General features: G+C 64.7%; 13 protein-coding genes. 4 read left to right on the top strand and 9 right to left on the bottom strand.

Going from position 1 to position 13,987, the window contains the following annotated elements; translation table 11 throughout:
* The first annotated feature begins 256 nt into the window (after nucleotides 1-256).
* From ACFDR6_RS19650 to ACFDR6_RS19640, 3 genes are all read left to right on the top strand, one after another.
* Nucleotides 257-1,462 (top strand): hypothetical protein, encoded by a 1,206-nt coding sequence (locus tag ACFDR6_RS19650; RefSeq protein WP_375859217.1) that lies wholly within the window; start codon nucleotides 257-259, stop codon nucleotides 1,460-1,462.
* 182 nt (nucleotides 1,463-1,644) lie between these two features.
* Complete coding sequence (blaBJP, locus tag ACFDR6_RS19645; protein WP_375859216.1) at nucleotides 1,645-2,529, top strand: BJP family subclass B3 metallo-beta-lactamase; 885 nt, start codon at nucleotides 1,645-1,647, stop codon at nucleotides 2,527-2,529.
* A 283-nt stretch (nucleotides 2,530-2,812) separates the two neighbouring features.
* On the top strand, nucleotides 2,813-3,061 hold the full coding sequence (locus tag ACFDR6_RS19640; RefSeq protein WP_375859575.1) for a hypothetical protein: 249 nt from the start codon (nucleotides 2,813-2,815) through the stop codon (nucleotides 3,059-3,061).
* A gap of 2 nt (nucleotides 3,062-3,063) precedes the next feature.
* Here the strand turns inward: ACFDR6_RS19640 and ACFDR6_RS19635 are convergent, their stop codons facing one another.
* From ACFDR6_RS19635 to ACFDR6_RS19600, 8 genes are read right to left on the bottom strand one after another with little or no spacing between them, the layout of a single operon-like run.
* Nucleotides 3,064-3,783 (bottom strand): ABC transporter ATP-binding protein, encoded by a 720-nt coding sequence (locus ACFDR6_RS19635; protein WP_212080979.1) that lies wholly within the window; start codon nucleotides 3,781-3,783, stop codon nucleotides 3,064-3,066.
* On the bottom strand, nucleotides 3,776-4,531 hold the full coding sequence (locus ACFDR6_RS19630; protein WP_375859215.1) for an ABC transporter ATP-binding protein: 756 nt from the start codon (nucleotides 4,529-4,531) through the stop codon (nucleotides 3,776-3,778). The genes ACFDR6_RS19635 and ACFDR6_RS19630 overlap by 8 nt, the downstream gene beginning before the upstream one ends.
* Complete coding sequence (locus ACFDR6_RS19625; RefSeq protein WP_212080977.1) at nucleotides 4,528-5,526, bottom strand: branched-chain amino acid ABC transporter permease; 999 nt, start codon at nucleotides 5,524-5,526, stop codon at nucleotides 4,528-4,530. The genes ACFDR6_RS19630 and ACFDR6_RS19625 overlap by 4 nt, the downstream gene beginning before the upstream one ends.
* Complete coding sequence (locus ACFDR6_RS19620; protein ID WP_161966383.1) at nucleotides 5,523-6,398, bottom strand: branched-chain amino acid ABC transporter permease; 876 nt, start codon at nucleotides 6,396-6,398, stop codon at nucleotides 5,523-5,525. The genes ACFDR6_RS19625 and ACFDR6_RS19620 overlap by 4 nt, the downstream gene beginning before the upstream one ends.
* A gap of 10 nt (nucleotides 6,399-6,408) precedes the next feature.
* Complete coding sequence (locus ACFDR6_RS19615) at nucleotides 6,409-7,650, bottom strand: ABC transporter substrate-binding protein (protein ID WP_375859214.1); 1,242 nt, start codon at nucleotides 7,648-7,650, stop codon at nucleotides 6,409-6,411.
* A 23-nt stretch (nucleotides 7,651-7,673) separates the two neighbouring features.
* A complete protein-coding gene (locus ACFDR6_RS19610; RefSeq protein WP_375859213.1) occupies nucleotides 7,674-10,049 on the bottom strand; it encodes a xanthine dehydrogenase family protein molybdopterin-binding subunit in 2,376 nt (791 codons plus the stop codon).
* Complete coding sequence (locus ACFDR6_RS19605; protein ID WP_375859212.1) at nucleotides 10,046-10,570, bottom strand: (2Fe-2S)-binding protein; 525 nt, start codon at nucleotides 10,568-10,570, stop codon at nucleotides 10,046-10,048. Before ACFDR6_RS19605 ends, ACFDR6_RS19610 begins: the two co-directional genes overlap by 4 nt.
* Nucleotides 10,567-11,427 carry an FAD binding domain-containing protein gene (locus tag ACFDR6_RS19600; protein WP_212080973.1) on the bottom strand — a complete coding sequence of 287 codons (861 nt, stop codon included), beginning with the start codon at nucleotides 11,425-11,427 and terminating at the stop codon, nucleotides 10,567-10,569. Before ACFDR6_RS19600 ends, ACFDR6_RS19605 begins: the two co-directional genes overlap by 4 nt.
* Nucleotides 11,428-11,683: 256 nt before the next feature.
* Here ACFDR6_RS19600 and ACFDR6_RS19595 point away from each other — a divergent pair, with 256 nt between their 5' ends.
* A complete protein-coding gene (locus tag ACFDR6_RS19595; RefSeq protein ID WP_212080972.1) occupies nucleotides 11,684-12,304 on the top strand; it encodes a TetR/AcrR family transcriptional regulator in 621 nt (206 codons plus the stop codon).
* A gap of 5 nt (nucleotides 12,305-12,309) precedes the next feature.
* Here the strand turns inward: ACFDR6_RS19595 and hutU are convergent, their stop codons facing one another.
* Nucleotides 12,310-13,980 (bottom strand): urocanate hydratase, encoded by a 1,671-nt coding sequence (gene hutU / locus ACFDR6_RS19590; protein ID WP_375859211.1) that lies wholly within the window; start codon nucleotides 13,978-13,980, stop codon nucleotides 12,310-12,312.
* Nucleotides 13,981-13,987 lie beyond the last annotated feature (7 nt).

The following is a 13,987-nucleotide window of genomic DNA, read 5'->3' as shown; positions in this document are numbered from 1 at the left end:
AGTGGAGCACGCGCACGAGCGCGCTTGCAGTTGCAAGGTATCTTCCAAGATCCTGAACCCGAGCCAGCGTATCCATCACGGCACGGCCGCACTGCGTCGCGGTCACACGCACATGTGCGGATGTTCTGCAATTGATCTCACCTACATTGACAGAGATGTGACGACCGGGGCAGTTTTTCATATTGCTGGCGAATCAGCGATTGCCTCACGCCGAGTACCTCTTGGACAACTCCTAGTGCTTTCGAGACTGATATCGTTGCTGCGCCGCATCCCCGCGGTGAAATGGGCATTCACCCGGCTTCGGCCCGTGCCGCATGGCGGCAGCATTGACGTCAACCCGCTCACCGCAGACATCTCGTCCGTCATCGCCGAAGGCATCGCGGCCGAGAACATCACGAAAGCCGCTCCGGCTCAAATCACCGATATCAGCGCAGTTTCGGCGCGCGACGACGTCGAGATCGCGTGCGCGACTCGGTCCGCCGAAGATGACGTCGCCATCTCTGTCATGGCGGAGAGCCCGCCGGCAGCGCCAGCCGATGCCGGCGGCAGCGACGATTCTTCGCGGGAGACGCCATCGGAGATCGAACCGGTCATCGTGGAGCGGGCTTCGGTCTCGACCATCCAGATCGAAATCGCGACAGCCGAAGAATCCGTCGCCAGCGATGACCCGGCTGTTGAAATCTCGACGAACGTCGAGGCCGTCGATGCGGACCCGGCCGCCGTCGGCGTCGTCAGCGAACCGACCGACGCTGGGTTCGTTGTCGCGGAGGAGGCATCGCCGTCGTCCGTCGGTGTCGAGAGCGCTCCGGATGCCGCCCGCGCTCTCGCCGTCAACGATGATCGTTCCCCTGCCGTCATGGTGGATATTGAGGCGACCGTAGAGGAGCCGTGTGTCACGCTTGTCGGCAGCGAGGGGCTGGCAGAGCCATTCCCTGAGGCTCGTTTCCACAGCGATCCTTTCCCCGGCGCCATGGCGGCAACCGAGCCGGGTGCTGCGGACGTTGCTGCGCCCGTCACAGCGGTGGCCGCGGCGCAGAGTTCCCCCGACACGGCCGGCGTCGCCACCGACATCGAGCCGGCTCTCGTGTCTCCCCCTGCCGAGAGCCGCAGCACGCCGAAAGGTCGCGCAAGGACCGCGGAACCCGCCGATCGCACCGCGCTGATCCGGCAGCGCTGGGTGGAAACCGGGATCAGGATGTGGAATCCGCGGCTGCACGGCACCGGCGAAGCCACGCTGAACATTCAGGGAAGCGTCGGACTGCTTCCACCCGCTCCCGGCGAGACGATGCCGCGCTACGACAAGCTGGAATTCAAGATGCTCGGCGGACAGATCGTCTGCGAGGGCGTTATCCTCGAGGCGCCCGGGCAGGCGAGCCGGCACAGTTTCACGCGGCTCGCAGAGCCCTCGAAAATCGAGCGCGGCCGCGAACCAGCGCAGGAACGCCAGGCCGCTCTCGCCTGATCCCTTTCTCCCGCGATCAACCTAAAGCGGCTTTCTGTCGACACGCTCTTGTTCCCGCGCGGCACGTAAATTTTCCTCATACGAAGCCGTTGCCCGTGACGCCGGCTGCAACGTAACCTGCGCGCGGTCGAGCCGCGACATCCGCCCGATCAGAACGACAAGAACACTATGGGAGGAAAACCATGAGAACATTCACGGCCGCGCTGTGCGCACTGGCATTGTTCGCGACGGGCGCGCAAGCACAGACCCTCAAGGCTTTCCTGGCGTCGGTCATGCAGAAGTGGACAGCACCTTTCGAGCCGTTCCAGCTCATCGGCAACATCTACTATGTCGGCACCGAAGGCATTGCCGTCTATGTCATCAAGACATCGCAGGGCCTGATCCTGATAGATACGGCAATGCCCCAGTCAACCGGCATGATCAAGGACAACATCGCCAAGCTCGGCTTCAAGGTTGCCGACATCAAGATGGTCCTCAACTCGCACGCGCATCTCGATCACACCGGCGGTTTTGCAGAGATCAAGAAGGAGACCGGTGCGCAGCTCGTGGCCGGCGAGCGCGACAAGCCTCTGCTCGAAGGCGGCTACTATCCCGGCGAAGAGAAGAACGAGGATCTCACCTTTCCCCCGGTGAAGGTCGACCGCACGGTGAAGGAAGGCGACAAGGTCACGCTCGGCGACGCTACCCTCACCGCACATGCGACGCCCGGCCATTCGCCCGGCTGCACGAGCTGGGAGATGACCGTTGGGGACGGCGACCAGAACCACCAGGTGCTGTTCTTCTGCAGCGGCACGGTGGCCCTGAACAGGCTGGTCGGCCAGCCGACCTATCCGGGCATCGTCGACGACTACCGGGCGACCTACGTCAAGGCCAAGGCGATGAAGATCGACGTGCTGCTCGGGCCACACCCGGAGGTCTATGGCATGCAGGCCAAGCGGGCGCAGATGAAGGACGGCGCGCCGAATCCATTCGTCAAACCGGGCGAGCTTGCGACCTATGTGACCGGCCTGTCGGAAGAATTCGACAAGCAACTCGCCAAGCAGACCGCTGCGCTGGAAAAGAAGTAGCGGCGATCGGATTCGGCCTGGCACCTTTCCCGGACCAGGGGAGGTGCGGCAGGTCGTCAGCCCGACGCGCGTGGTTAGCAAAGCGTCGCGCGGCTTTGCAGAACTTTGCAGCCGAAGCGCTGCATTTGCGGCCCCTATCCTTAACGCCGCCTCACCAACGCACGGGGCCCAAAAGGTCCGCAGTAGCGTGCAACCTGCGCTGGCCCTTGGCGTACGATCGATCTAACGCGCCCTTTGCCGCCACCATGCAAGATCGGCCGCGTTTTCAGGGGCTCGTATTTCAATGCCTTGCCGATTTGAAGTCTCACCTCGCCGCCGCAATGCGGTTGTTTCGCGTTCCGGCCGACAATCCGGATCTGATGCGGGCGCAGTTCGACGCTTTCGCGCCCAGCTCGACACCCTGCGCCGCCTGGGGTGCGACTTCATCCAGGGCTATTATTTCGCAAAACCCATGCCGGGCGATGCGATTGGCGACTATCTGGCGAAGGAGCAATTCCGCCTCGACGGCGCCGGGGCCAAGGTCGTGGCCTGAGGTCACACCGCGCAATAGCGCTCCTGGATGTCCTTGTCCGCGAGCAGCGCCGCGGCGCTGCTCTGATGCACCACCTCGCCCTGGTCGATGATCACGGCGCGATCGGCCAAGCGGAGCGCCCATTCGACGTTCTGCTCCACCAGCAACAGCGTCTTGCCCTCGTCACGCAGGCGGCGGAACAGCGCGCCCATCTCCTCGACCAGAACGGGCATGATGCCCTCCGAGGGCTCGTCGAGCAGGATCATTTTGGGCCTCGCAATCAACGCGCGCGCGATCGCCAGCATCTGTTGCTCGCCGCCGGAGAGCGTCACGCCCTCCTGGTCGAGGCGCTCCTTCAGGCGCGGAAAGGTCTCGGCGATCTCGTCGATCGCCGCCCGTTCCTCGATGCCGCTGCCGGCAGCGACGAGGCCGAGCCGGAGGTTCTCGCGCACGGACAGGCCCGGGACGATGCGACGCTCTTCGGGCACGTAGGCGAGGCCGAGGTGGAAGCGCTGATGCGCACGCAATGGCAGGAGCTCCCTGCCCGCGAAGCGCACGCGGCCGGTCGCCTTCGGCATCAGACCCATCATCGCCCGCAAGGTTGTGGTCTTGCCGGCGCCGTTGCGGCCGACGAGAGCGACCACCTCGCCCTCCTTCACGTGCAGGGAAATGCCGTGGAGGATGTGGCTGGCACCATACCAGGCGTGCAGGTCCTCGATTTCGAGCAGTGCTGTCTCAGCCATAGCCTTCACTCTGTCCGAGATAGACCCGGCGGACGTCCGGATTACTCCTGATCTCGTCGGGCGCGCCGTCCGCGAGCAGGCGGCCGTGGTGCAGCACGACGACGCGCTTGGACAGGCCCAGCACCATCTTCATCTTGTGCTCGACCAGGAGCACGGTGCGTTTGTCGGCGAGGCGCTCCAGCAGCGCAACCATCTCCTTGGTCTCTTCGGGCCCCATGCCGGCGGTCGGCTCGTCGAGCAGCAGCAGTTCCGGCTCCGAGACCAGCGCGATCGCGATCTCCAGCGCCCGCTGTTGGCCATGCGCGAGGAACTTTGCCAGATCGCTGCGCTTGCCGAGCAATCCGACAGCCTCGAGCGCACCGTCAGCACGCGCATTCAGCTCGGACAGCCGGGTGCGGTTGCGCCAGATGTCGTAGCTCACGGACAGTGCCTGGGCCGCCACGCGGACGTTCTCGTGGACGGACAGGTCCGGAAAGATGTTCGTAATCTGATACGAGCGCGAAATGCCCCGATGGACGAAGCGGTGCTGTGGCAGGCCGTTGAGCTCGCGCCCCTTGAAATGGAGATTGCCCGACGTCGGAGTCAACGCACCGGAGAGGATGTTGAAGAATGTGCTCTTGCCGGCACCGTTCGGCCCGATGATCGAGGTGAGCTGGCCGGCCGCGAACGACACCGTGATGCCTTCGAGCGCGACGAAGCCGCCAAAGCGTTTGCCGATGCCTTCGGCGCGAAGCAACTTCTCGCTCACGGCCGCGCCTTTCCGACGCCGAGAGCGTCCAGCAGCGTTCCCCAGATGCCCTTGGGCAGGAATAGCACGAACAGGACGAAGATCGCGCCGACGAAGATCTGCCAATGCGGCGTCCAGAGCGAGATGACGTCCTCCAGGATCAGGAAGCTGGCCGCGCCGACGAAGGGCCCGAAGAAGCTGCGAGCGCCCCCGAGCAACACCATCATCACGATCATGCCCGAGGTCTGGTAGTGCAAGATGTCGAGCGGCACGATCGATAGATGCAGCGCCAGCATGCAGCCGCCGAGTGACGAGATCGCGCCCGACAGCATGAACACGAGCAGCTTGCTGCGTTCGACGTCGTAGCCGCAGGCCCGCGCCCGCTGTTCGTTCTCGCGGATCGCCTCGATGACGGCCCCGAAAGGCGAGTTGAGGATGCGCGACTGGAACCACATCGCCAGCGCCGCAAAGGCCATCAGTACGTAGTACTTGTTCACGGGGTCGAGGAAATTGACCTGAAGGCCGAACAGGCTGATGCGGTCGACGGTGAAGCCGCGCAGGCCGTTCTCGCCGCCGGTGAAGGAGGCGGCCTGGAGCGCGACGTAATAGACGAGCTGCGCCAGCGCGAGCGTCACCATGGAGAAATAGATGCCGCGGGTACGCGTCGAGATGATTCCAATCACAGCCGCGAGGCAGGTGCTGAGCAGTACGGCAAGCGCGACCGCGGCAAACCACGGCACGCCGTAGCGGCCGATCGCAATGCCGGTGAAGTACGCTCCCGCACCGAAGAACGCCGCCTGACCGAACGACAACAGCCCCGTGTAGCCGAACAGCAGGTTGTAGCCCATCACCACGATGCCGTAGATCAGGACGTTGACGGCCAGCGCCTTGGACGGCAGCAGCCAGGGCAATATGGCCAGAACGATGATCGAGAGCAGCACGCGGTGGTCGAGAATCCGGTCGAGCCCGCCCGACGCAGATTTGGCGAGAGCCTCGCCGCCAGAAGGGTGCGTCACGCTGTCCTCCCTCTCACGCCGAACAGGCCCTGCGGGCGGATCAGCAGCACTACCGCCATCAACGCGAACATGACGATGGTCGCCATCTCCGGCGCGAACAGCGCGACAAGGCTGATGGAAATGCCGACCATGAGGCCGGCCACAACCGCACCGACGATCGAGCCGAGGCCGCCAATCACGGTGACGACAAAGGCTTCGGCCAGCACCAGAGAGCCCATTTCCGGGTTGACGCTGCGCATCGGCCCCGCGAGCACGCCGCCCAGCGCGGCAAGCCCGACACCGAGACCGAAGATCGCAAGCCAGACCCGGCCGATATCGACGCCGAGCACCTGCATGATTGTGGGATCGCGGGCGCCGGCGCGAACGATCAGGCCGACGCGAGTCTTCTCCAGTGCCAGCCAGAGCGCCAGCAACACCACCGCCACGAGCGCAATGACGAACAGGCGGTAACGCGGGAAGAATCCGATGCCGAGATCGAGCACGCCGATCAGCTGCGGCGGGGTCGGAAACGGAATTCCGTCGCTCCCGAACACGATACGCACGCCCTCGACCAGGACATAGCTGAGGCCGAAAGTGAGCAGCAGCGGATCGTCGATCGAGCGCCCGTAGAGCCTGCGGATCAGGACGAACTCAATCAGCATGCCGAAGGCGCCGATCAGGATCGGCGCGAGCAACAGCCCCCACCAGAAGCTGCCGGTGAGCGATGCCAGATACAGTCCCGCATAGGCACCGATCATGAACAGCGCGCCATGGGCGAAATTGACCACCCCGAGCATGCCGAACACGATCGTCAGCCCAAGCGCAGTGATCACCAGGACCGCCCCAAGGGCGATCCCGGAGAGAAGCTGCATGATGATCAGCGACAGGTCCATCGGTCAGGCTTCAGGTGGCGTGGCCGAGCTCGCTGCAACTGCGCAGCATGTCGTCCGAGCCTGCGGCGTTGGCGAGGATCGCGAACAGATCGTTGTCGCCCGCCATGGCCGACTTCTTCTTGGACTCCAGCACCAGCACCGACTGTACCGATTGATGGTCGCATTTGCGGTAGTGCTGCGGGCCCTTGGTCAGATCGTATTGCAGCTTTTCGAGCGCATCGACGACCTTGTCGGTGTCGGTGCCGCCCGCGGTCTGCATCGCGGCCAGCAACGATCCGACACCCGAATAGCCGTAGGCGCCGTAATCGGTCGGGATGGCGCCGCCATTGGCGGCCTTGAACGCGGCGTTGAACGCGGCTGCCGACTTACTCTGCGCCTCCAGGCCCCAGTAGTAATTGGCGCCGCCGACCACGCCCTCGAACACATCGGGGCCGACCGCGAGCCGCTGGTTGTGCAGGATGACGGGCACGACGATTTTCATCTGCTGCTTGACGCCGAAATCCACCGCCTGCTTGATCGCATTGGCCTGGTCGCGACCGAAATTGGAGATGCAGAGCACGTCGGGCCGCATCGACATCAGGCGCGGCATGAAGGTGGAATAGTCGGCGGCGCCGAACGGATGCAGGATCTCGCCGACATTGTCCGCGCCGATCGCCGCCTGCGCGCGCTTGAAGCCGCGCAGCATTTCATGCCCGTAGGCATAGTCGGCGACGAGATGCGCGACTTTCATGCCTTTCTTCAGGGTCTGCCGCGCCACTGCCGCCGTCGTCATGTGCGGGTTGAGCGCCTCGTGGAAGGTGTACTTGCTGAAATCCTTGGCCTCGTTGATGGTGTCCGACTGGCTGATCGAGACGTAGATCACGCCGCGGGCGCGCGTGACCTCGTTGACCGCGAGTTGCACCGCGCTGGAGAGCGCGCCGACCACGGCATGAACCTTGTCCTTCTCGATCAGCTCGAGCGTGCGGGTCGCGGCCTCACCGGCGTTGAGCTTGTCGTCGCGCACCAAGAGGTCGACCTTGCGGCCGCCGATGCCGCCCTTGTCGTTGACGAGCTTCACCGCGAGCTCGGCACATTTGACCTGATCGCGCGCTTCCGCCGCGAAGGGGCCGGTGAGCGGGGTCGGAAAGCCGATGCGGATCGTCTCGTCGGCCGCGCGGCCGATCCGGGGCATGGCGAGCAAAGCTGCGCCGGCCGAAAGGCCGGCGAGCGCGGTGCGGCGGGTTATTCTCGGGGTCGAGCCGGATTTGGGCATGGTTTCCTCCAATGGTCTTTTTTCTAGAATCGCTTCAGGGCTTTCAGGACTTTGGCAGGCGTGATCGGGATGGAATTGATCGTCGCATCGAACGGCGCGAGCGCGTCGTTGACGGCGTTGAGCACGGCAGCCGAGGCCGCGGCGGTGCCCGCTTCGCCGACACCCTTGGCGCCGAGCTCGGTGTCGGCGGTCGGCGTCTCGACATGGGCGATGACGATGTCCGGCATCTCCATTGCCATCGGAACAAGGTAATCGGCGAGCGAGCCGTTCATGAGCTGGCCGGTCTCGCTGTAGCGGCATTCCTCGAACAGTGCCGCGCCCAGCCCCTGCACGATACCGCCGCGAAGCTGCTCGTCGACCAGCATCGGATTGATGACGCGGCCACAATCCTCGACGATGAAATGCTTCAAGAGCTTGATGAAGCCGGTCTCGACGTCGACCTCCAGCGAGCAGCCCTGGATGCCGTTGGTGAAGGCAAACGGATAGCCCTGCGGCGCGAAATGATGGCTTACGGTGAGCTGCGCCTGTGTGCCCGGCGGAAGCGTGTCGGAGCGGAAATAGGCGATGCGCGCGATCTCGGAAATCGGCAGGCGCGTGTTGCGCGTCGCGGCGTCGACCACCTTGCCATCGACGATATCGAGTGCCGACGGCTGCTCCTGCAAGATGAGCGCGGCGATCTCCAGGATGTTGCGCTTGAGAGTGCGCGTGGCCTGCAGCGCGGTCTCCCCTCCGATGCCGGCGCCGCGGCAGGCCCAGGTGGCACCGCCATGCGGCGTCACCTCGGTATCGCCGGTGACGACCTTGACGTGCTCCTGCGCGAGGCCAAGCTGATCGGCAACGATCTGGCTGATGATCGCCTCGGTGCCCTGCCCCTGCTCAGTGACCGAGATCAGGCAACGCACCTCGCCCGACGGGGTCAGACTGACGATCGCGCCATCCTGTGACGAGATTCGCGCGCCACCGACGCCGTAGAAGGCGGGGCTGGGATTGGTGATCTCGACAAAGGTCGCAATACCAATGCCGCGATGAACACCGCGCTTTCGCAAATCCGCCTGCTCGGCACGCAAGCTGTCATAGTCCATGATTTCACGCAGCCGCTTCAGGCAAGCCTGATGCGACAACGCCTCGAAGCGGTATCCGGTTGGCGACGTCTGCGGATAGGCATGATCCGCAATCACGTTCTGCACGCGGATGGCGAAGGGATCGAGGCCAATCTTCGCGGCAGCCATGTCGACCAGCCGCTCGGTGACGGCGCAGGCGATGGGATGGCCGACGGCGCGATATTGGCTGGTCTGCACCTTGTTCTGGAAGATCACTTCAAGGGCAGCACGATAGTTCTTGAAACGATAGGGCGCGCCGATCAGGCGGATCACCTGGTTGCCCTCGACGACGCTGGTGCGCGGGTAGGTCGAGAACGCGCCGATCGCGGTCAAATCGAGCACGTCCATCGCCAGGATCTCGCCCTTGGCATCCAGCGCCATGCGGGCGCGCACGCGGTGGTCGCGGGCGTGGATATCGGAGACGAAGGATTCCATGCGATCAGCGACGTACTTCACGGGCCGGCCCAGCAGGATCGAGAGGCCCACCACCGCCATGTCCTCGTGATAGACATGCAGCTTCATCCCGAAGGAGCCGCCGATGTCAGTTGCGATCACGCGAACGCGGGCCTCGGCGATGCCATAATGCCGCGAATAGAGGTCCTGGAATTGGTACGGCGTTTGGGTGCCGTGATGCACGGTGAGCATGCCGGCAGAAGGATCGTAGTCGGCGACGATGGCGCGCGGCTCCAGCGTCACCGCGGTGTGGCGACCGAAGGTGAACTCCTCTTCCACCACGTGGGCGGCATGCGCAAAGGCGTCATCGACAGTGCCGCTCTCGAGCTGGCTGCGGAAGCAGGTGTTATTCGCACTGCCGGGATTGACCAGCGCACTGCCGGCCTCTCGTGCGCCGTCAATGTCGACGACCACAGGAAGATCCTCGTAGTCGACCTCGATCAGTTCCAGCGCGTCCTCGGCGATCGCCCGGGTTTCAGCGACGACAGCGACCACGGCCTGCCCGGCCCAGACCACGCGATCCAGCGGCAGCGGCAGTTGCGGCGCGGAGGTCATGCCCTTGAAATGATCGAGCGTGCCGGTCCAAGGCGTGCAGATCTTGGCGAGCTCGGCGCCCGCGGCAACGAGATGCACGCCTTCGAGCGCGCGCGCCTCGTCGATATTGATCGAGACGATCCTCGCATGCGCATGCGGGCTGCGCAGGAACGCAGCATGGAGCATGCGTGGCAGCCTGAGATCGCTGACATAGCGCCCGCGCCCGGCGAGCAGGCGCTTTGCGTTGGGCCGCGGCACAGAGCGGCCGATATAGGAGTTCGGGCGGTCGATCGAGGTCAGCGGCGCACTCATGTCGCGCCTCCGCTTTCGCGGCGCGCTTTCGCCACAGCATCGATGGCGTCGATGATCGCCTCATAGCCGGTGCAGCGGCAGTAATTGCCCGAAAGTGCGTCGCGGATGTCCTCCCGGCTCGGCTGCGTCGCTTGCGAGAGCAGCTCCTGGGCATTGACCAACATGCCCGGCGTGCAGAAGCCGCATTGCAGCGCATTGCGGCGGTGGAACTCAGCCTGGAGGTCGGCGATCACTCCGCTCTCGGTCAGACCTTCGATCGTCTCAATCCTGGCGCCGTCGGCTTGCACCGCAAAGATCAAGCAGGAATGCGCGGCACGGCCGTCAATCTGCACCAGACAGGCGCCGCAGGCTCCCATCTCGCAGCCCGCATGCGTACCGGTCAGCTCCAGCTTGTCGCGCAGACAATCGACCAGCGTCTCGCGCGGCGCGACCTCACACGCGATCTTGCGGCCGTTGACGACCAGGCGAATGCGCACCGTCTCGTCGGCCTCGTCCAGCAGAGTTTCATCGAAGCCACTCATGCGCCCTCTCCGAGACGTCCGAGCAGGCGTCCCAGCAACACGCGCGCGAGATGCAGGCGCATCGCCGGAGGCACCTCGTCACTGTCGGGCGGCGCGAGATCGCCTTCGAGCGCTCCTTGCGCGGCGGCGATGCGTTCCGCATCCAGCCTCGCGCCGATCAATGTGGCCTCAACCCCCTTCACCCGCGTTGGTGTATTTCCGACCGAGAAGAAAGAGATGCGGATGTCGTCGATACGCTCGTCGGTGCAGGTTGCGAGCATGCCGCACCCGACCAGCGCGTAATCCCCGCGCCGCCGCGCCAGCTCGTCGAAGGCAAAGCGCTGACCGACCTTGAACAGCGGAACGTAGATTGCGGTGATCAGTTCGCCAGCCTGCAACGCGGTCTCGAACAGGTCGATGAAGAAATCGTCGGCCTTGACGCGCCGGCGGCCGGAAGGGCCGGCGATCTCGACCTCGGCATCGAGCGCCAGCGTCATCGCCGGAAATTCGGAGGCGGGATCGGCGAGGGCAATGCTGCCCCCGAACGTGCCGCGGTTGCGGATGGCCGGATGCGCGACGAACGGCGCCGCCGCGTGCAGCAGCGGCGCAAACTCGGCGATCAACGGCTCACTCAGCATCTCGCAATGGCGCGTCAGCGCGCCGATGCGCAAAGCATCGCCTTCGCGCCTGACACCGCGCAGTTCGTCAATGTGGGTGATGTCGATCAGCAGCCGCGTCGCCTGCAGCCGCAGCGACAGCGCCGGCACCAGGCTCTGGCCGCCGGCGATGAAACGCGCATCGTCCCCGGCACGCGCGTGAGCGTCGAGCGCCTGGTCGATCGTCGCAGCACGAAAATAGCTGAAAGCCCTCGCCTTCACTGCCGTTTCCTCGAGATGCCTCGGCCCATCGGCCGCGGACGCCAGATTTGTAACCATCTGGTCTCAAAATCCTGACACGCCCCTCAGGGGCCGTCAACAGGAAATGACCATTTGGTCACAAAAGCACCTTGGGCTATGAAGGAAGCAAGGCGTGCGATTCAGCGACGAAATGGCCCGAAAAGCGCAGAGAACGGCGAAGCGACCGCCCCGCAAGGGGACCGAGACAGGCAGCAAGTCTGCGCCAAAGCGCCGCAACATGCGTGCCGCTGACCGCGAGCGCGCGATCGTGGACGAGGCGATCCGCTTCTTCGCCGAGCGCGGCTTCGAGGGTCAGACCCGCGAGCTCGCCAAGCGCATGGGCATCACGCATTCGGCGATCTATCGCCACTTCCCGAGCAAGGAAGCACTGATCGAGCGGGTCTATCAGGAGGTCTATCTCAGCCGCTGGTCGCCCGATTGGGGACCGATGATCCGCGATCGTTCGTTGTCGCTGGAAGCGAGGCTGACACGCTTCTATCTCGACTATGTCGACCGCGTGTTCGAGTACAATTGGGTGCGGATCTTCGTGTTCTCCGGCATGAAGTCGTTCGGCATCACCAGCCGCTATCTCGACATCGTCAGACGCGAGATCATCGAGCCCGCGGCCGCCGAGCTGCGCCACGAGCTGAAGCTACCCGACGCAAAGGCTCACGCATTGAGTGAACGCGAGACCGAGCTGTTCTGGGGCCTGCACGGCCGCATCTTCTATCTGGCTATCCGCAAGTTCATCTACGAGACGCCGATTCCATCAGACCTCGACGCGATCGTCCGCGACGCCGTCCAGACATTCATGGACGGCGCGAAGACGACGATGCCGAGGCTTCTGGAGAGCGACTGAAGGCGTTACGTGGAAAGGCTCGGCAGATCGAGCCCCTTCTCGCGCGCGCAGTCGATCGCGAAGTCGTAGCCCGCGTCGGCATGGCGCATCACACCGCTCGCAGGATCGTTCCAGAGCACACGTTCGATCCGCTTGGCCGCTTCCGGGGTGCCGTCAGCAACGATCACCATGCCGGCGTGCTGCGAATAGCCGATGCCGACGCCGCCGCCATGGTGCAGCGAGACCCAGGTCGCGCCGCTTGCGCAATTGAGCAGCGCGTTCAGCAGCGGCCAGTCGGACACCGCATCCGATCCGTCCTTCATCGCCTCGGTCTCTCGGTTGGGACTTGCCACCGAGCCGCTGTCGAGATGATCGCGGCCGATCACGATCGGGGCTTTCAACTCGCCGCGCGCCACCATCTCGTTGAAGGCAAGGCCGAGCCGGTGACGATCGCCAAGGCCGACCCAGCAGATCCGTGCCGGCAGGCCCTGGAATTTGATGCGCGCCTTCGCCATGTCGAGCCAATTGTGCAGATGCTTGTCGTCAGGCATCAGCTCCTTCACCTTCGCGTCGGTCCTGAAGATGTCCTCAGGGTCGCCCGAGAGCGCGGCCCAGCGGAACGGGCCGACCCCGCGGCAGAACAGAGGGCGGATATAGGCGGGCACGAAGCCCGGGAAATCGAACGCGTTCTTGAGGCCCATGTCCTGCGCCATCTGGCGGATGTTGTTGCCGTAGTCGAGCGTCGGAATGCCCTGCGCGTGGAAGTCCAGCATGGCCTGGACGTGCTCGACCATCGAGGTCTTGGAGGCGCGCTCGACCGCCTTCGGATCGGAGTCCCGCCTGGATTCCCACTCGGCGAGCGTCCAGCCCTTCGGCAAGTATCCGTTGACCGGATCATGCGCGCTGGTCTGGTCGGTGACGATGTCGGGCTTGACACCGCGGCGCACCAGCTCAGGAAAAATCTCCGCGGCGTTGCCGAGCAGGCCGACCGAAACCGCCTGCTTCGTTTTCGCGGCGTCCGCCATGATCGCCAGCGCTTCATCGAGCGTCGCAGCCTGCTGGTCGAGATAACCGGTGCGCAGCCGCATCTCGATGCGGCTCGGCTGACATTCGACCGCGAGCATCGAGGCGCCGGCCATGGTCGCCGCTAGCGGCTGCGCACCGCCCATGCCACCAAGGCCGGCGGTGAGGATCCATTTGCCGGCGAGGCTGCCGCCGTAATGGCGACGTCCGACCTCGACGAAGGTCTCGTAGGTGCCCTGCACGATGCCCTGGCTGCCGATATAGATCCAGGAGCCGGCCGTCATCTGACCGTACATCATCAGGCCCTTGCGATCGAGCTCGTTGAAATGATCGAGCGTCGCCCAGTGCGGCACGATGTTGGAGTTCGCGATCAGCACGCGCGGCGCGTCAGCGTGGGTGCGGAACACGCCGACCGGCTTGCCGGACTGGACCAGCAGCGTCTGGTCGGCTTCGAGTGAGCGCAAGGCCGCGACGATCCGGTCGAAGCTGTCCCAGTCGCGTGCGGCGCGGCCGATGCCGCCATAGACGACGAGCTCGCTCGGGCGCTCCGCGACGTCGGGATCGAGGTTGTTCATCAGCATGCGCAGCGGCGCTTCCGTCAGCCAGCTCTTGGCGCTGATATCGCTGCCGCGGGGAGCGCGGATGGTGCGGTCATTGTCCAGTCGGCGGTTCATGCGGACC

The sequence above is a fragment of the Bradyrhizobium tunisiense genome (assembly GCF_042263385.1).
GTDB classification, from domain to species: domain Bacteria; phylum Pseudomonadota; class Alphaproteobacteria; order Rhizobiales; family Xanthobacteraceae; genus Bradyrhizobium; species Bradyrhizobium tunisiense.
Note: the sequence above shows the minus strand (reverse complement) of the source record. Positions and strands in the feature narration are given on the sequence as shown.

Excerpts from the sequence above, each read along its gene's own strand:
- ACFDR6_RS19640 (WP_375859575.1), top strand. The coding sequence starts at position 2,813 with ATGCCTTGCCGATTTGAAGTCTCACCTCGCCGCCGCAATGCGGTTGTT.
- ACFDR6_RS19635 (WP_212080979.1), bottom strand. The coding sequence starts at position 3,783 with ATGGCTGAGACAGCACTGCTCGAAATCGAGGACCTGCACGCCTGGTAT.
- ACFDR6_RS19610 (WP_375859213.1), bottom strand. The coding sequence starts at position 10,049 with ATGAGTGCGCCGCTGACCTCGATCGACCGCCCGAACTCCTATATCGGC.
- ACFDR6_RS19605 (WP_375859212.1), bottom strand. The coding sequence starts at position 10,570 with ATGAGTGGCTTCGATGAAACTCTGCTGGACGAGGCCGACGAGACGGTG.
- ACFDR6_RS19620 (WP_161966383.1), bottom strand. The coding sequence starts at position 6,398 with ATGGACCTGTCGCTGATCATCATGCAGCTTCTCTCCGGGATCGCCCTT.
- hutU (WP_375859211.1), bottom strand. The coding sequence starts at position 13,980 with ATGAACCGCCGACTGGACAATGACCGCACCATCCGCGCTCCCCGCGGC.
- blaBJP (WP_375859216.1), top strand. The coding sequence starts at position 1,645 with ATGAGAACATTCACGGCCGCGCTGTGCGCACTGGCATTGTTCGCGACG.
- ACFDR6_RS19595 (WP_212080972.1), top strand. The coding sequence starts at position 11,684 with ATGCGTGCCGCTGACCGCGAGCGCGCGATCGTGGACGAGGCGATCCGC.
- ACFDR6_RS19615 (WP_375859214.1), bottom strand. The coding sequence starts at position 7,650 with ATGCCCAAATCCGGCTCGACCCCGAGAATAACCCGCCGCACCGCGCTC.